Below are 17,584 nucleotides of genomic sequence, written 5' to 3'. Positions count from 1 at the left end.
CAATTTTGATGCATCCACAAAAATCCCCTGAACCGTTGACGGTCAGGGGATTTTGTTTCTGTCTTTGTTACTGTTGCATCTATATAAGTGGAACTAATCATTTACACGATAACGGAGAGGACAGAAAAAACCTGAAAAAGCAGAGCTAAAAGCTTTCTGCAAGAAAGCTACTTCGGAAGCATAAGCTTCGCCTTTATCCCCGGATTTTCCCCTTTGAAAAAGGGAATCGAAAAATCTGGGGATAACAGCGATTGGAAGGTTGTTCTGTCATCGCAGTGTCAGTGTAAATAATCTTTAGTTCAGCTTATATAGCCTTATCCATTTTTAATCGTGGATGGCAGACTTTTGATCAATTCATCATTTGGCGTGACAAACAAGGTCTTCTGATGATCATAGATGACAAAACCAGGCTTCGCACCACTTGGTTTGCGTACATGACGGATAAACGTGTAATCCACAGGCACACTGCTGGACTCCTTGGCTTGGCTGAAATAGGCAGCAAGCTGTGCTGCTTCTTCCAATGTAGCTTCACCAAAGTCCGTACTGCGAATAACGACATGTGAACCTGGAATGTCTTTGGTATGCAACCAGGTGTCGTTGGAAGAAGCGAGACGGTTGGTTACGTACTCATTCTGCAGGTTGTTTTTGCCCACAAGAATATCAATCCCCTCGGAGGAGGTAAACTGGTGTACGGTCGGACGGTCACTTTTCTTCTTCTTTTTACCTTTTTTGTTACGGTCACGAAGGTATCCTTGCTGCACAAGCTCGTCCCGTATTTCCTCAATGTCGTTCATCGATGCAATGGACAGCTGCTGTAACAGGTTATCGAGATAGTCAATCTCGTCTTTGGTTTTGCCAAGCTGCTCATGAATCACAGCCAGACTGTTCTTGTATTTGTTATAGCGCTTGAAATAACGTTGTGCGTTGTCAGACGGTGTGAGCAACGGATCAAGCTGAATGGTAATGTTGGCTTGGTCTTCATCGTAGAAGTTCACAAGCTCCACGCTCTTGTCCCCTTTGTGAACCTGATGCAGGGAGGCAAACAGCAACTCGCCCCATAGTCTGAACTTGTCTGCATCGTCCGCTTCCAGCAGATCCTTGTTCAGGTTGTCCAGCTTTTTGATGTTCTTGCTCCGCTCATTCTGCAGAAAACGGAGCAGATCACTCACTCTTTGTTTTACCGTGTCCCGTTCAGCCTTGTCTCCGTAATAATCCTCCATGCACTTGCTCATCGTGTCATAGGTTTTCTCCAAGTCCTGAATGCTCTGAAGATGAACGGCCGAGAAAATCATTTTGCCTTTGGCGTTCAATCCAGTTACAGGTGTGTAGATATGATCTCTGACAGGTCCCATCACGGCTTCAAAAGCGTTCCAGAGTGCATCAGCCTCAACTCGGCTCTCACCCTCCACCACAGCCTGAGTGTTCACTGTGCCTTCAGCAGCAATCCCACGAGCAGCAATCTCTCCCGCAATTAACGGGCTAAGACCGCTAAAGGAGTTCACAAGCCAGCGTGATGCCTCTTCTTCAGCGGCATGATAGCTGTCTTCGAATACTGTACGACTCACTTCGAGCGGATTACTTTTATGTTGCTCGGGTGGGGAGGTATATGAGAATCCAGGCATGATTACCCGGTAGCTGCTGATGGACGGAGTCACATGATGAATGCCATCCAGAATCGTTCCTGTAACGGGATCAAGCAAAATAATGTTACTGTGACGTCCCATCAATTCAATGATGATCCGTTTAACCGAAACATCTCCCAGTTCGTCGCGCTGGCGCACATTGATGTGGATAATACGTTCCATGCCAATCTGACGGATCTCCTCAATGATGGCACCTTCACAGTGCTTGCGGAGCAACATGCAGAACATGGGTGCTTCCGTAGGGTTAAGGAATGTCTTTTCCGTAAAATGCACACGGGGATAGGTTGGGCTTGCCGAAACAAGCAATTTACTATTACCGCGCTGAGCACGCAGGGTGAGAACTACGTCATGGCCATTCGGCTGATGGATTTTGCTGATACGTCCACCAATGCAGCCTTGCAGTTCATGAACAATGGCCCGTGTTACGATGCCGTCCAATGCCATTTTTTCCACTTCCTCTCTCTATCGAGCATCTGCATTTATCATGCCAAATGCTTCATCTATATAACTGAAATGAGCAACCAGGTTATGTAAAAAACAGGACTGGCTGCAAATTTTTCGTTGCTTGCCTGCTGAACGCTGGAATCGGTACTGCGCAGAACATCGCAGACTTTTATTTTAGCCTATTCTGTCCATCAGGGAAAGGATTCACCTTCCGGGTGCTAATCACAGACCTGTCCGAATACATATAGAGCAGGTAGTTTGTCCGGCATAGTGTACAGCCTGTCGACCAGCACGCCGGTGAAACATGTGAGCTTATTTTGCAGATGAAATACAGACTGGGAGGGAAACTTGAAGCATGGAACATACCAAGTGGCATCAACTTAGTGATGAAGAGCTTCGTAACACTCTTGGCGTCAGCCCGCAGGAAGGATTGACGGATGAAGCTGTAGCAGAGAAGAGGAAAGTGGTCGGTTCGAATGAGCTGAGCGAGGGGAAACGAATTTCTCCGATTACATTGCTCTTGAATCAGTTCAAGGATTTTATGGTGCTGGTGTTGATGGGAGCAACGTTGGTATCCGGATTGCTGGGTGAGTATCTGGATGCGGTAACGATTGTGGCTATTATCGTACTGAATGCGATTCTGGGGTTTGTACAGGAATTCCGGGCTGAACGATCTCTTCGTGCATTGAAACAGTTGTCTGCACCTCTTGCCAAAGTGCTTCGTTCAGGCCAGGAAGTACACCTTGCCGCCAAACAACTTGTCCCCGGGGATATTGTCATGGTGGAGAGTGGGGACCGCATACCCGCTGATGTGCGTTGGCTGCAAACGAACAGTCTGGATGTGGAGGAGTCTGCCCTTACCGGGGAATCGGTTCCTGTAAGCAAACATTGCCTTCCGATTGCCGATGAGGACGTTCCGCTTGGTGATCAGAAGAACATTGGTTTTATGGGTACCATGGTCACTCGTGGCACAGCCAAAGGTGTAGTTATCCGTACGGGGATGGAGACGGAGATGGGCAAAATCGCCGATCTGATCCAGAATACGGAGGAGCAGGAAACACCGTTACAGCACAGGCTGGAACAACTGGGCAAAATTCTGATTTTTGTCGCATTGGGATTAACCATTATGGTTGTCGTCGCCGGGATATTACACGGTCAACCAGCCGTTGGCATGTTTCTGGCAGGGGTCAGCCTCGCGGTGGCTGCCATACCGGAGGGTCTGCCGGCTATTGTAACCATTGCACTCGCACTAGGTGTGCAGCGAATGATCAAACGTAAAGCCATTGTACGCAAACTGCCTTCCGTCGAAACTCTGGGCTGTGCATCCGTAATCTGTTCGGATAAGACAGGCACGCTCACTCAGAACAAGATGACGGTAACGGATGTGTGGCTGGAGGGACGTAACATCAAGGTTACCGGGGATGGTTATGCACCTGAAGGACAGATGCTGGAGAACGGTCGAACGGTAGAACTGAAGAGTGACCAGTCGCTACGCAGAATGCTCCAGATCAGCGCGCTTTGCAACAATGCCAGTATTGTCGAAAGTGTTGCAAGCGAAGTGGGAAGCAAGAAAAAGGGCAAGGATACCAAAAAGGAAAGCAAGAAAAACACAAAAAAAGGTGATCTCCAAGAAGAAACCGTTCAACGAGACAATGTATTCTGGGAGCTGAAAGGTGATCCGACGGAAGGGGCACTCGTCACACTGGCCTCCAAAATGGGGCTTACTCCTGCCGGACTCAAAGAGTTGTATGCCCGCCAGCAGGAATTCCCGTTTGATTCGGAGCGTAAACGCATGTCTGTCCTGGTTCATCACCAGGGAGGCCGAATGATCTATACCAAAGGTGCACCCGATGTGTTGATCGGACACTGCAGTTATATTTTGTGGGAAGGTAAGGTCGTACCTTTCACTGGAACGCTGCGGCAGAAAGTGATGGCAGCAAATGAGAGCATGGCCGGAGCGGCACTACGTGTCCTCGGAATGGCCTACCGTGAAGTACGGCCGGAAGAAAAAGTGGCTGACGAACACGCCGCCGAAAGTCAGCTTGTATTCGTAGGACTTGCAGGTATGATTGATCCGCCGCGTCGTGAAGTGCGAGATGCGATTGCCACATGCCGCAAGGCGGGGATACGAACTGTCATGATTACAGGTGACCATGGAACAACGGCAGAAGCCATTGCTCATCAACTCGGGATTCTTCCACGTGGAGGTGCCTCGCTAAGTGGTCAGCAACTGGCAGGCATGACGGACGACCAACTGGATAAACAGGTAGAGGGCATCTACGTGTTCTCCAGAGTATCTCCTGAACACAAGCTTCGCATCGTGAAATCTTTACAGCGCAAAGGGCATGTCGTCGCGATGACGGGCGATGGAGTGAATGATGCTCCGGCCATTAAAGCGGCTGATATCGGGATCGCGATGGGCATTACAGGAACAGATGTCACGAAGGAAGCTTCGGCGCTTATTCTGAGTGATGATAACTTCTCAACCATTGTGGCAGCCATTGAAGAAGGCCGTAATATTTATGAGAACATTCGCAAATTTATCCGTTATTTGCTGGCATCGAACGTGGGCGAAATATTGACAATGTTCTTTGCGATGATGATGGGCTTGCCGCTACCACTCGTACCTATTCAGATTCTGTGGGTTAACCTGGTGACGGATGGTTTGCCTGCAATGGCGCTCGGGGTAGATCAGCCGGAAAAAGATTTGATGGAACACAAACCCCGTGGAGCCAAGGAAAACATTTTTGCCCGCAGACTGGGTTGGAAAATCGTCAGCCGGGGTATGTTGATTGGATTATGTACACTCGGAGCGTTCTGGCTCACCCTTCAGGCTGCACCGGATAATCCGGGTCAACTGATCAAAGCACAGTCTGTGGCTTTTGCTACACTCGTTTTGGCGCAGCTTATTCATGTCTTTGACTGCCGCAGTTCGCGGTCGATTTTCCACCGGAATCCTTTACAGAACAAATATCTGGTTCTTGCGGTTATTTCATCGGTTGTACTGATGCTGGTTGTGATGTACGTTGAACCGTTACAGCCGATCTTCAAAACAGTACCACTTGGGTTGCGTGAATGGGCGATCTGTATCGTTGCTGCGGGCATTCCAACGTTCCTTATGGGCGCAGGCAGCGTCTGGGGTGGTCGTCGTAACCGCCGCCGTATGGGTGGTTCTGGCCGCTTCGTACCGAAAAGTACAAAGTTTTCGGCATAAAATCAATACCTTTTTCTTACCCGTTTCGTTATGCTATCCTCAAAATGATTCAAAGCGGAAGCTTTGGCATTTTGCAGGATAGCTTTTTTGTGTAAATGTTGAATATGAATTTCTATGGTAATCCTGTAGAAGAGCAAGAATATAGCTTTGGCAGCAGACTGCCAAAAGGAGTGGGCAAGATTATGGAATTTACGAAAATGCATGGACTTGGTAACGATTTTATCGTTGTATTTGGTGAAAAGGAGCTTCCGGCAGATGCAGCAGAATTGGCTGTGAAATGGTGCAACCGTTTCTTTGGCATCGGAGCGGACGGCCTGGTTTATATACTGCCTTCGGAGAAGGCGGACTTTCAGATGCGCATCATGAATTCGGACGGTTCGGAAGCAGAACAGTGCGGTAATGCCATTCGCTGTGTATCCAAATATGTATACGATCATGGTCATGTTAGCCAAGAGCAGATTACCATTGAAACGATTGGTGCAGGGGTACAACCGGTGAGTCTCAACATTCGTGATGGTAAAGTGGAAACGGTACGTGTGGATATGGGTGAGCCGATCCTGAACGGTCTTCAAGTGCCTACAACGGTGGATGCCAATCCAGTGGTTGATCACTACATTGAAGCGAATGGACATGCGTTCAAATTCACTGCCGTATCCATGGGTAACCCGCATGCGGTTATCTATGTTGATGATGCTGTTAATTTTGATCTCACGACTTGGGGCCCACTTCTTGAAGCACATCCCATGTTCCCGAAAAAAATCAATGTGGAATTCGCCACAGTTCGTGACCGTGGATATGTGGACATGCGTGTATGGGAACGCGGAGCTGGTCCAACACTTGCTTGCGGAACCGGAGCTTGTGCAACACTGGTATCTTCTGTCCTAAATGGACATACAGATCGTACAGCTATCATCAGCCTCAAGGGTGGGGATCTCCACATTGAGTGGAATGAAGCTGACAATCATGTCTACATGACTGGACCTGCTGAAGTTGTTTTTAAGGGAATCACTTCATAAAAAGTGGAAGGTTTAACCAAAGGGGCCTGTGGGCCTCTTTTTTTATCTTGCATCAAAAACCTGTGTTTTTCTTCGTTTTTTAGCGTTTTTTGTGTTACATTAGTATGAAAATGATCACAGCTAGGCGGGGGGAAAAGGGATGAAGGCGGATTTGCGGAAAGCTATGCAGGAACGAGTTCTCATTGGAGATGGGGCCATGGGAACGTTTCTGTACCAAATGGGATTCCCGGTAGGGATTTCATATGAAGAGTTAAACTTGATTTCACCTGAAGTGGTGGCGGAAGTACATCGCCGTTATCGGGACGCAGGTACAGAGATATTCGAAACAAATACGTACTCTGCCAATTATGACAAGTTGTCCAAATTCGGTTTGGAGTCCAAGGTGGAGGATGTCAACCGTACCGGCGTTCGTATTGCCAAAGAGGTGGCTGGAGCTGACGGTTATGTTCTTGGTGCAGTAGGCTCTATTCGCGGCGGCAAGCGGACGAACGTCTCCACAAGTGAACTGAAACGCTTTTATCAACAACAGATCTTTGCACTGCTTGATGAAGGCGTGGATGGTATTCTGCTTGAGACCTTCTATGATATCGAGGAAATGGATATTGCCCTTTTGCAAGCGCGTAAGCTAAGTGATCTGCCCGTGATTGGACAGTTCGCGGTAGAGGATGTAGGACACACACTGGACGGATATACAATGCCTGAAGCATTCCGAATCATGCGGGAGCAGGGCGCGGACGTGATCGGTTTTAACTGTCGCTCAGGTCCAAACGGAATTATGCGTGCCATGGAAACCGTCTCCGGACGTATTGGAATTCCAATGTCTGTTTATCCGAATGCGGGTGCAGCAGATTATGTCGATGGTGAGTTCCGTTATGGTGCGACTCCGGAGTACTTTGGTCAGACGGCAGTGCAATTTGCCGAACTGGGCGCTCGTATTATCGGCGGTTGCTGTGGTACGACACCTGATCATATTACCGCAATGAAAGAGGCGCTTGCTGACTATATACCTTCACCTATTTTGGAGCCTGATCCGTCAGAATCCAAACCGCGTATTGTTCTGCATGAACATGTGGATGAGCGTTCAGGACGTGGAGGTCAGCCTACGATTGTTGATCTGGTCAAGCAGCGTCACACGGTCATTGTTGAACTTGACCCGCCGCGTGACTTGGACATTGCCAAGTTCATGAAAGGTGCCGAGACATTAAAAGCAGCAGGAGCCGATGCCCTGACACTGGCCGATAATTCTTTAGCGGTTACACGGATGAGCAACATGGCGCTGGGTCACCTCGTTCAGGATCGCACAGGCCTCCGTCCACTGGTGCATATTGCCTGCCGTGACCGGAATCTGATTGGAACGCAGTCCCACATGATGGGGTTTGATGCTCTGGGTATTAATCATGTACTCGCTGTGACAGGTGATCCTGCAAGATTTGGCGATCTGCCTGGTTCAAGTTCGGTATACGATCTGACTTCTTTTGAAATCATACGCATGATCAAACAGTTGAACGATGGAGTGGCTTTCTCAGGTAAACCGCTGAAGCAGAAAGCTGGCTTTGTCATCGGAGCAGCATTCAATCCTAATGTGAAATATTTGGAGAAAGCTGTACAACGACTGGAGAAGAAAATTACCTCTGGCGCAGATTACATCATGACTCAGCCTGTCTATGACCCGGAGTTAATTGTGGCAATGCACGAAGCGACCAAACACCTGGATGTGCCTATTTTTGTAGGTGTAATGCCACTGGCAAGTGGACGGAATGCAGAGTATCTGCACAACGAGGTTCCCGGAATTCAGCTTTCGGATGAAGTGCGTTCCCGTATGGCAGGTCTGGAAGGCGAAGAAGGCCGTGCGATGGGGGTAAAAATTGCCAAGGAACTGCTGGACGTAGCAACAGCACATTTCAAAGGGATCTATCTTATGACACCGTTTATGTTCTACGGCATGACGGCCGAACTGACTCAATACGTATGGGAGAAGTCGGAGCATCAATGTCCTACTTGTTTCAACCCTAATAATCAATTACAATAGTAAAACGGATGTGATGCCGATGTCATTCAGTATGACCGGATACGGTCAATCCGCCTTTCATTTTGGCGGCTATAAGGTACAATTAGAGATCAAATCTGTTAATCATCGTTATTGCGAAGTGATGATGCGTCTGCCAAGAGAGTGGACGTATTATGAAGACGGTTTGAGGAAAATCGTACAGAGTCGTTTGAAACGTGGGCGGATTGATGTTTATGTAATGAAAGAAAAAGAGGAAGACCAGGCTCTTCCCGCTGTTCTGAATGAACAGACGGTCAGGGCCTATCTGCAGGCTGCGGAGCAACTGGAGACCCAATATGGAATGCAGGGCAAACCAAGTATTGTGGATATGCTTGGGCTGCCGGACGTCATGGTTCATTCGGATGGGACAAGTTCCATTCCCGAAGAGCAGAAGGACGAATGGGAGCGAGTTTTGCAGGAAGGATTGAAAGAGGCTCTGTCCAGCCTTGAACAGATGCGCGCTCGCGAGGGTCTTCATCTGGCCAGTGATCTGGAACGGCGGATTACCCGTCTGGAGTCACTGCATACCGAGATGCTTGATCTTGCACCGACTGTGGTAAGTGATTACCGCAACAAGCTAAGACAAAGGCTTACGGAAATGCAGGAAGAAGGCTCTTTCCCTTTTGATGAGCATAAATTGGGTATGGAAATTGCAATGTTTGCCGATCGTTCTAACATAGAAGAGGAGCTTACGCGTCTACTGAGTCACTTTGGACAGAGCAGGGAACTGCTGAAAAGTGATGAGCCCGTAGGTCGTAAGTTGGACTTTCTAATTCAAGAGATGAATCGGGAAGTCAATACGATTGGATCAAAAGCCAACCATTTGGCTCTGGTGAATCGTGTTGTCGAGATGAAGGCTGAGCTGGAGAAGATTCGTGAGCAAGCTGCGAATATCGAATGAACGGCCAAATTTCGGCAAAAGAGTCGCATGTATAGGGGGAAGAACCTGATTATGGCAATCAAACTCATTAACATTGGATTCGGTAACATCGTATCGGCGAACCGGATTATATCCATCGTGAGTCCGGAATCGGCGCCGATCAAGAGAATTATACAAGAGGCAAGAGATCGTCACATGCTGATTGATGCAACGTACGGAAGACGTACTCGTGCCGTAATTATTACGGATAGCGATCATGTCATTTTGTCTGCAGTTCAGCCTGAGACGGTCGCCCATCGTCTTTCTTCGAAAGATGATGATAACGACGAATAAAATGGAGTGTAATATGTCTAAGGGATTACTGGTAGTGTTGTCCGGCCCATCTGGGGTCGGGAAGGGTACTGTATGCAGCGCTTTGCGCAAACGGGTGCCGGAATTGATCTATTCCGTATCGGCGACAACCCGTCAGCCTCGTCTTGGTGAAGAACATGGTGTGAACTATTTCTTCAGAAGTCATGAAGAGTTCCAGAACATGATTGCTGAAGATCAATTGTTGGAACATGCAGAGTATGTTGGTAATTATTACGGAACACCGCGTGATTTTGTAGAGAAAACGATTAACGAAGGTCGGGACATCATTCTGGAGATTGAGGTTCAAGGCGCGTTAAAAGTGAAAGAGAAATTCCCGGAAGGCATCTTTGTTTTCCTGCTTCCTCCTTCATTGGACGAGCTGAAAGATCGCATTCAGGGCCGTGGTACCGAAAGCCAAGCGACCATTGATCACCGGATGTCCGTGGCGGTTGATGAGATCAGTCTGCTGGAGCAGTATGATTACGCTGTTGTTAATGATGAAATTGATTTGGCGTGCAAGAGAATAGAAAGCATCATAATCGCCGAACATTGTAAGATCAATAAATAATCCCTTTTGCCGCTGCAGAATGCGATATAAGTGGGGCAGTTGTCATATCATGTACTGAAGCAGTCCTTCTCGGAATGCCCGGATGTGAAGACATGCCACATCAGTCCTGTTAGTCGGCAACTTGCGATTATACTAATGCGAAGAGGTGTTTGTTAATATGCTGTATCCTTCTATTGATGAAATGATGAACAAAGTCGACAGCAAGTATTCCCTTGTTGTTGCTGCTTCCCGCCGGGCTAGACAGCTACGTGAAGGTGAAAAATCGGATTTAAGAGGTGCGAGATCCCATAAACAAGTGGGCGTTGCACTGGAAGAAATCTATGGAGACCTGCTCGTTGTCATCAAAGGACAGGACGAAGAAGAAGAGTAAGCCGCCTGCGGCTGCTCTTCAACTGCATACGGCGTAAGCCGGATTAATTGACAACCGCGAGGTTGTTATTTTTTTACGAATAAGCATATTTTAACGGAATCTTCTTTAGACGTCGTATAAATATCGGGGGAAATAAACATGTTGAACGGTAAAAAAATCGTGCTTGGTGTGACTGGCGGCATAGCTGCTTACAAAGCGGCAACATTATGCAGCAGACTGGTGCAAAAGGGAGCGGATGTTCATGTGATCATGACAGCTTCCGCTACACAGTTTATTACCGAATTAACGCTGCAAACGTTGACCCGAAACACCGTATATACCGATACATTTGATGAACGTGAGCCAGCAGTTGTATCCCATATTCATCTGGCTGATCTGGCTGATCTTGTACTGGTTGCCCCGGCTACAGCCAATGTGATTGCCAAGATGGCGCATGGCATGGCCGATGATATGCTCTCAACAACTCTGCTTGCCACGACAGCCCCTGTCATGATTGCCCCAGCGATGAATGTACATATGTATGATCATCCAGCTGTAAAGCATAATATGAACCTGCTTGTTGAACGGGGGGCCATGATGATTGAGCCAGGTGAAGGTCTGCTTGCGTGTGGATATGTGGGCAAGGGACGTCTGGAAGAACCGGAGAGCATTGTGGATGTGGTGGAGCGTTTCTTTGAACAGCGCGAGTCAGCAGACCGTAGTCGGCAGGGACAAGCTTCATTGTTGCAAGGCAAGAAGGTTGTCGTTACGGCTGGAGGTACGATTGAGCGCATTGACCCAGTACGATACATTACGAACGATTCGTCTGGCAAAATGGGATTTGCCATAGCCGCAGCTGCGCGTGATCTGGGGGCAGATGTGAAATTGGTTTTGGGCAATACCCAAGCCAAGCCACCGGAGAACGTTGAGTTGATCCCTGTACAGTCTGCACAGGATATGTATGAAGCCGTAACACGCGAGTGGGACGATGCTGATATCGTGGTTAAAGCGGCGGCAGTTGCCGATTATCGCCCAAAGGAAGTTTATACCGAGAAGATCAAGAAGAAAGGCGACACATTGTCGCTCGAACTTGTTAAAAATATAGATATTCTTGAAACGCTGGGCAAACAGAAGACCCATCAGTTTTTGATTGGTTTTGCTGCGGAGACTCAGTCGGTTGAGATGTATGCACGTGAGAAATTGGAACGGAAAAACTGTGATCTGATCGTAGCCAATGATGTAACCCGCACGGGTGCAGGATTTGGAACAGACACCAACGCGGTACATATCTATGACCGGGAAGGTTTGGTGGAGGAGCTTCAAGTGATGGCCAAGGACGATGTGGCTCATCGGTTGCTTCGGATTGCGGCGGAGCGCATTGCCGGGAGGAATTAGGATATGGAGATTGCCAAGGTCATAGTCGATGTTCCCGTGAAGGAAACAGACCGGCCGTTTGATTACCTGGTACCTGAATCGATGAGGGAATGGATCGAGATTGGCAGCCGGGTGGGTGTACCTTTTGGTCATCGGACGGTGCAGGGATTCGTGATTGATCTTGTGCCGCGTACCGGAGAGGAAACATTCAAGCTTAAGCAGATTCAGGAGTTGCTGGACATTGTTCCCCCGTTGTCAAAGGATTTGGTTGAGTTGGCCGAATGGATGAGTGGACGTTATGCCAGTAACCGGATTTTGTCATTGCAGGTGATGGTGCCGACGGCATTGAAAGGGAAAGCAGAGCGATACATCTCGCTGGGAGATGCACTCGATGGACAGATGGCGGGTGCGCAACCGGATGATGAGGTGTTATTTGTTTGGGGAGAAGAGTCTACGACCGAGAAAGTACAGCAGGATATCATCCGTTTTGTCAAAAATCGGGGTCAGGTACCGCTGCAACAACTGAGTCGAAAATATCCCAATCATGCTGCACTAATAAAGAAATTATTGCTTGGTGGCGTACTGCTGGAGAGTCAGGCGATCAAGGACAAGTTGAATAAAAAAACGATGAAATCCGTTGATCTGGCTGTAGATATTGCTGCTGCTCAGGAAGCACTTGCTTCATTCCCGGCGAAAGCACAGCGGCAGAAGGAGATTCTGGCTTTTTTGCTGGAAATGAAAGAGCTGCTGCCCATGCCGATGAAAGAAGTTTTATCTACACTACAGGTATCGGCCGCAACGATTAAGGGTCTTGAGGAAAAGGGATTGATCGTCACCGAGGACGTTGAGGTCTTTCGTGACCCTTATCAGGGCAGGAAGTTCAAAGCGACTGAACCGCTGGTTCTGACCGGTGAGCAAAAACTTGTCTACGACAATATCAATGGCCGATTGCAGGAACAACGCCATGGGGTATTTTTGCTACATGGTGTTACGGGTAGTGGCAAGACGGAAGTCTATCTTCAAACCATTCAACAATGTATCGAACAAGATCGCCAGGCCATCGTACTGGTGCCCGAGATTGCATTGACACCACAGATGGTAGAGCGTTTCAAAGGGCGCTTCGGTGACCAAGTTGCTGTTATGCACAGTCGTCTGTCTGGCGGTGAACGTTATGATGAATGGCGCAAGATTCGTGAGGGTCAGGTGAAGGTTGCGATTGGGGCGCGTTCAGCTGTATTTGCTCCGTTCAGTCGGCTTGGGTTGATCATTATGGATGAGGAACACGAGACTTCCTACAAACAGGAGGAAACGCCGAAATATCATGCTCGTGATGTAGCAGTAAAAAGAGCACAGCAGCATCAGGCCGTGGTTGTTCTGGGTTCAGCGACACCTTCGCTGGAAAGTTATTATGCGGCACGCTCGCAAAGTAATGATGATTTTGCACCACTCTTGCTGGAGATGCCAACACGGGCACTGGGTAACAAGCTGCCTGAAGTGCGAATCGTTGACATGCGTGAAGAGTTGAAGGATGGCAACCGCTCCATGTTCAGCAGGGCTTTGCACAAAGGGTTGGAGGAGCGCTTGGAGCGTGGTGAACAGACGGTGCTTCTGCTGAATCGCCGTGGATATTCGACCTTTGTCATGTGCCGAAGTTGTGGATATGTAGCAGGCTGTCCTGAATGTGATATTTCATTGACGTATCATCAGCGCTCCAATAATCTCCGTTGTCATTACTGCGGGTATGCGGAAGCAGCTCCCGAAGTGTGTCCGGACTGTGGAAGTGAGCATATTCGATACTTTGGTACAGGTACACAACGGGTCGAGGAAGAGCTTGCCAAGCTCTTTCCGGGTATTCGGGTCATTCGGATGGATGTGGATACAACAACGGAAAAAGGGGCTCACGAGAAGCTGCTGAAACAGTTTCGTGAGAAAAAGGCGGATGTATTGCTGGGCACCCAGATGGTTGCGAAGGGGCTTGATTTCCCGGATGTAACCCTGGTTGGCGTGATAACAGCGGATTCAGCGTTGAATTTACCTGATTTCCGTGCTGCAGAAAAAACGTTTCAGTTATTAACACAGGTAGCTGGCCGAGCTGGTCGGCACCAATTGCCTGGTGAAGTGTTTGTTCAGTCCTATACGCCGGAGCACTACTCCATTGGCCATGCGAGTCAGCATGACTACGTGTCGTTTGTACGTGAGGAATTGCTGCACCGTCGCAATTTACAATATCCGCCATACTGTCGCCTGATTCTGGTGACCTTTTCGCATGAGCAACTTCCGGTACTGATTCGTCTTGCCGAGAACTACACGCGGATACTGAAAGAGAAGGCTAATGCGGCCGGATGGCTCGGCAGTCTGGATCGATTCAGCAATGATGCCTTTGATGTACTAGGGCCAGTAGCGTCACCGATTCCTCGGATCAAGAATAGATACAGATTCCAATGTATGATAAAATGGCGGGGGGATGTAGACGCCATAGGACTTGCTCTGGCAACGGCCCGGCGCATGGACGATGATGTTCAGGCGCAGAAATTGCTTATAAGTCTGGATGTAGACCCGCAAATGTTAATGTAAGCATTTTGCAGCAATGCGGATGTAAACAAGCGGTATAAACATAGATTAAAATGAATACCCCAAAAATACAGATATTGTCCTGAAATTATGATGAGGATTAGGAAGGTGCTTACAACATGTCGATTCGCATTATCGTGCAAGAACCAGATGAGGTGCTCCACAAGAGAGCCAAAGAAGTAACCAAAATTACACCAAATGTACAAAAATTGCTGGATGATATGGCGGATACCATGTACGATGCGGAAGGTGTAGGCCTTGCTGCGCCGCAGGTTGGTATTTTGAAACGTCTGATTGTTATCGACGCAGGTGATGAGCAAGGGCTGATCAAGATGATTAATCCTGAGATCATTGCAAGTGAGGGAGAACAATTTGGACCGGAAGGTTGTCTGAGTATCCCTGGAATTAATGGTGATGTTCGCCGTTTCGAGACCGTTACGGTTAAAGGTCTGGATCGTGAAGGCAAAGAGTTGATTATTACGGGTAGTGGCTTGCTGTCCCGTGCATTCCAGCATGAAATTGATCATCTGGATGGCGTACTCTTTACGGATGTCGCCGAGAAAGTGTACGAAATTGCAGCAGATCAAACGGGACCGCGTCGTAATTAAGGAGTGATCGATTTGAATATTGTTTTTATGGGAACACCTGAATTTGCAGTGCCTTCTCTCGATATGCTGATTTCAGAGGGATACAATGTGGTGGGTGTGGTGACTCAGCCTGATAAACCACAGGGACGCAAAAAAGTACTTACGCCAACACCGGTTAAGGCCGCGGCAGAACGCCACGGTCTGCCGGTGTTTCAACCCGTTAAACTGCGTGATCCGGAAGCCGTAGCCCGCTTGGCTGAATGGAAGCCGGATCTGATCGTAACCGCGGCCTTTGGACAGATTCTGCCCAAAGCCGTGCTGGACATGCCTGTTCGCGGTTGTGTGAACGTGCATGGCTCTCTTTTGCCGAAATATCGCGGAGGAGCCCCGATTCAACGTTCCATTATTAACGGGGAATCTGTGACAGGAGTCACATTGATGTATATGGCTGAAGGCCTGGATACTGGAGATATGATCTCGCGTGTGGAACTGCCAATTACGGATGAAGATACATCAGGATCGATGTTTGATAAATTAAGTGAGGCGGGTTCCAAACTGCTTCAGGCAGAAATGCCACGATTGATTGCAGGTGAGACAACGGCTGTCCCTCAGGATGATGCCGAGGCTTCGTATGCTCGCAATCTGACTCGGGATGACGAGAAAATGGACTGGAGTCGCACTTCACGCGAACTGTTCAATCAGATTCGTGGTCTTGTGCCGTTCTCGGGTGCATTTACGATGTGGGATGATCAGGTCTTTAAAGTCTGGGCTGCGGCTAACCCCGTTCAGGTGGATCTGGCAACTTCTTCGGACGCTGGACAAGCAGAGCCGGGAACGGTGCTGCAAATGAATAAGGCAGGTATTGAAGTTCGCACTGGCGATGGGACTCTGTGGTTGACTGAGGTGCAGCCTGCAGGCAAAAAGGTGATGCAGGCCGCTGACTTTGCTCGCGGTGGTACACTGAAACCTGGAACGGTGCTGCGATGAGTGGTAACACACCAGGTCGTTTGTCAGGAAAAGGCCAGAAAGCTAATGGAAATTCATCCGGACGTGAAGGAAACCGTCGTCCGAATTCGGGTAAATCGGGTGGTACATCGCGCTCCCAGCAACCCAAAACATCTGCTCGTACATTGGCAGTCAAGGTTCTGAGTGCTGTTGAGCAAGATGGAGCATACAGTAATCTGGAGTTGAACCGCCGTCTGAAAGAGGCGGATTTAAGCCCCGCAGATGCTGGACTAGCTACGGAATTGGTGTATGGAACAATCGCCAGATTGAATACACTTGATTATTTTCTGGAACGTTACGTCGCCAAAGGAGTATCCAAACTGCAACCATGGGTTCGTAGCCTGCTGCGAATCAGCGTATATCAGATGATATACCTGGATCGTATTCCGGAGCATGCCGTGGTGAGCGAAGCGGTTAATCTGGCGAAGAAACTGGGCCATCAGGGAATCTCGGGTATGGTGAATGGAGTGCTCCGCAATATGATCCGCAATCGGGATGAACTTCGTATTCCAGAACATCTGCCCGTTGCAGAACGTATTTCACTGGAGCATTCCCACCCGTTATGGATGGTTGAACGCTGGATTGCCCAGTACGGCGAAGAGACAGCGGAAGCGATCTGTCGTGCGAATAATGAGCCGCCAGCAGTGAGTGTGCGAGTTAACACAACAATGACCACACGGGAGAAACTGATGCATGAGATGGCAAGCACAGGTGCAGTTGTTGAAGCTTCTCAGTTGAGTTCCGATGGAATTCTTGTACGCAGTGGCGGGAATATGGCACTAACGTCCTGGTATCGGGATGGCTTGTTCTCTGTACAGGACGAAAGTTCCATGCTCGTAGCTGAAGCCGTTGCGCCGGAAGAAGACCAACTTGTATTGGATTGCTGCGCAGCTCCAGGTGGTAAAACAGCTCACTTGGCGGAGAAAATGCACGATCGTGGTCGTATTATCGCTAACGATGTACATGCTCACAAGCGCCAGCTGATTCTGGATCAGGCGGAGCGTCTCGGTCTGAGCTGTATCGATGCTGTAACTGGAGATGCGCTAGACCTGAATGAACGGTACCCGGAAGCGTCGTTTGACCGCATTTTGCTGGATGCACCATGTTCAGGTCTGGGTGTTATTCGCCGCAAGCCTGATGTGAAATGGACCAAAACCGCGGAAGATATCGAAGATATATCCAACCTGCAGCGTGAACTGCTTGATCGGGTTGCGCCGTTGTTAAAACCAGGTGGTATTCTGGTGTATAGCACGTGTACCATTGAGCCTGCGGAGAATGAGGGTATGGTTGCAGACTTCTTGAATCGACATCCGGAATATCGTCCAGCTGAAGCATCCGTCTGGTCCGAATCGGAGACAGGGAACTTGAAGGTTGTTAACGGAGGCGTACAGATTTTGCCACATTACGCTCACAGTGACGGATTTTTCATCGCACGGTTGACAAAAACAGGGGAATAACAGTTTAATAGAGCACGGAAGCATGACCGCCGAGGGGAACTTCGGCGGATTTCTTTGTGATGGGACTTCGATATAATT

Annotated in this window: 13 protein-coding genes; 12 read left to right on the top strand and 1 reads right to left on the bottom strand. The window is 48.7% G+C overall.

The window, feature by feature from the left end:
* Positions 1-314: 314 nt before the first annotated feature.
* Positions 315-2,087 carry an Rqc2 family fibronectin-binding protein gene (locus QVE09_RS12465; RefSeq protein WP_315937053.1) on the bottom strand — a complete coding sequence of 591 codons (1,773 nt, stop codon included), beginning with the start codon at positions 2,085-2,087 and terminating at the stop codon, positions 315-317.
* 355 nt (positions 2,088-2,442) lie between these two features.
* Here QVE09_RS12465 and QVE09_RS12460 point away from each other — a divergent pair, with 355 nt between their 5' ends.
* From QVE09_RS12460 to rsmB, 12 genes are all read left to right on the top strand, one after another.
* On the top strand, positions 2,443-5,301 hold the full coding sequence (locus QVE09_RS12460; RefSeq protein ID WP_315937052.1) for a cation-translocating P-type ATPase: 2,859 nt from the start codon (positions 2,443-2,445) through the stop codon (positions 5,299-5,301).
* A gap of 182 nt (positions 5,302-5,483) precedes the next feature.
* Entirely contained in the window at positions 5,484-6,317 is an 834-nt protein-coding gene (gene dapF, locus QVE09_RS12455; protein WP_315937051.1) for a diaminopimelate epimerase, read from the top strand.
* Positions 6,318-6,456: 139 nt separating this feature from the next.
* Positions 6,457-8,346, top strand: coding sequence for a bifunctional homocysteine S-methyltransferase/methylenetetrahydrofolate reductase (locus QVE09_RS12450; protein WP_315937050.1), 1,890 nt, complete (start codon positions 6,457-6,459; stop codon positions 8,344-8,346).
* 19 nt (positions 8,347-8,365) lie between these two features.
* Positions 8,366-9,265 carry a YicC/YloC family endoribonuclease gene (locus QVE09_RS12445; protein ID WP_253439066.1) on the top strand — a complete coding sequence of 300 codons (900 nt, stop codon included), beginning with the start codon at positions 8,366-8,368 and terminating at the stop codon, positions 9,263-9,265.
* 51 nt (positions 9,266-9,316) lie between these two features.
* Complete coding sequence (remA, locus tag QVE09_RS12440) at positions 9,317-9,577, top strand: extracellular matrix/biofilm regulator RemA (protein ID WP_006209218.1); 261 nt, start codon at positions 9,317-9,319, stop codon at positions 9,575-9,577.
* A gap of 13 nt (positions 9,578-9,590) precedes the next feature.
* Positions 9,591-10,163, top strand: a complete 573-nt coding sequence (gene gmk / locus QVE09_RS12435; protein ID WP_017687445.1) for a guanylate kinase — start codon at positions 9,591-9,593, stop codon at positions 10,161-10,163.
* A gap of 157 nt (positions 10,164-10,320) precedes the next feature.
* Positions 10,321-10,533, top strand: coding sequence for a DNA-directed RNA polymerase subunit omega (rpoZ, locus tag QVE09_RS12430; RefSeq protein ID WP_091028645.1), 213 nt, complete (start codon positions 10,321-10,323; stop codon positions 10,531-10,533).
* 138 nt (positions 10,534-10,671) lie between these two features.
* Entirely contained in the window at positions 10,672-11,907 is a 1,236-nt protein-coding gene (gene coaBC / locus QVE09_RS12425; RefSeq protein WP_315937049.1) for a bifunctional phosphopantothenoylcysteine decarboxylase/phosphopantothenate--cysteine ligase CoaBC, read from the top strand.
* A gap of 3 nt (positions 11,908-11,910) precedes the next feature.
* Positions 11,911-14,460: a primosomal protein N' gene (gene priA, locus QVE09_RS12420; protein WP_315937048.1), complete on the top strand. Its 2,550-nt coding sequence runs from the start codon at positions 11,911-11,913 to the stop codon at positions 14,458-14,460.
* Positions 14,461-14,576: 116 nt separating this feature from the next.
* Positions 14,577-15,065, top strand: coding sequence for a peptide deformylase (gene def / locus QVE09_RS12415; RefSeq protein ID WP_017687449.1), 489 nt, complete (start codon positions 14,577-14,579; stop codon positions 15,063-15,065).
* 12 nt (positions 15,066-15,077) lie between these two features.
* Positions 15,078-16,031 carry a methionyl-tRNA formyltransferase gene (gene fmt, locus QVE09_RS12410; protein WP_315937047.1) on the top strand — a complete coding sequence of 318 codons (954 nt, stop codon included), beginning with the start codon at positions 15,078-15,080 and terminating at the stop codon, positions 16,029-16,031.
* On the top strand, positions 16,028-17,506 hold the full coding sequence (gene rsmB / locus QVE09_RS12405) for a 16S rRNA (cytosine(967)-C(5))-methyltransferase RsmB (protein WP_315937046.1): 1,479 nt from the start codon (positions 16,028-16,030) through the stop codon (positions 17,504-17,506). Before fmt ends, rsmB begins: the two co-directional genes overlap by 4 nt.
* Positions 17,507-17,584: the final 78 nt, after the last annotated feature.

Source organism: Paenibacillus sp. ClWae2A (assembly GCF_032452295.1).
Classification (GTDB): domain Bacteria; phylum Bacillota; class Bacilli; order Paenibacillales; family Paenibacillaceae; genus Paenibacillus.
The sequence above is the reverse complement of the archived record's forward strand: the minus strand, read 5'-3'. Positions and strand labels throughout refer to the sequence as shown.

Bases quoted from the DNA above. Each gene is read 5' to 3' on its own strand.
- QVE09_RS12465 (WP_315937053.1), bottom strand. From the start codon at position 2,087: ATGGCATTGGACGGCATCGTAACACGGGCCATTGTTCATGAACTGCAA.
- QVE09_RS12460 (WP_315937052.1), top strand. From the start codon at position 2,443: ATGGAACATACCAAGTGGCATCAACTTAGTGATGAAGAGCTTCGTAAC.
- dapF (WP_315937051.1), top strand. From the start codon at position 5,484: ATGGAATTTACGAAAATGCATGGACTTGGTAACGATTTTATCGTTGTA.
- QVE09_RS12450 (WP_315937050.1), top strand. From the start codon at position 6,457: ATGAAGGCGGATTTGCGGAAAGCTATGCAGGAACGAGTTCTCATTGGA.
- QVE09_RS12445 (WP_253439066.1), top strand. From the start codon at position 8,366: ATGTCATTCAGTATGACCGGATACGGTCAATCCGCCTTTCATTTTGGC.
- remA (WP_006209218.1), top strand. From the start codon at position 9,317: ATGGCAATCAAACTCATTAACATTGGATTCGGTAACATCGTATCGGCG.
- gmk (WP_017687445.1), top strand. From the start codon at position 9,591: ATGTCTAAGGGATTACTGGTAGTGTTGTCCGGCCCATCTGGGGTCGGG.
- rpoZ (WP_091028645.1), top strand. From the start codon at position 10,321: ATGCTGTATCCTTCTATTGATGAAATGATGAACAAAGTCGACAGCAAG.
- coaBC (WP_315937049.1), top strand. From the start codon at position 10,672: ATGTTGAACGGTAAAAAAATCGTGCTTGGTGTGACTGGCGGCATAGCT.
- priA (WP_315937048.1), top strand. From the start codon at position 11,911: ATGGAGATTGCCAAGGTCATAGTCGATGTTCCCGTGAAGGAAACAGAC.
- def (WP_017687449.1), top strand. From the start codon at position 14,577: ATGTCGATTCGCATTATCGTGCAAGAACCAGATGAGGTGCTCCACAAG.
- rsmB (WP_315937046.1), top strand. From the start codon at position 16,028: ATGAGTGGTAACACACCAGGTCGTTTGTCAGGAAAAGGCCAGAAAGCT.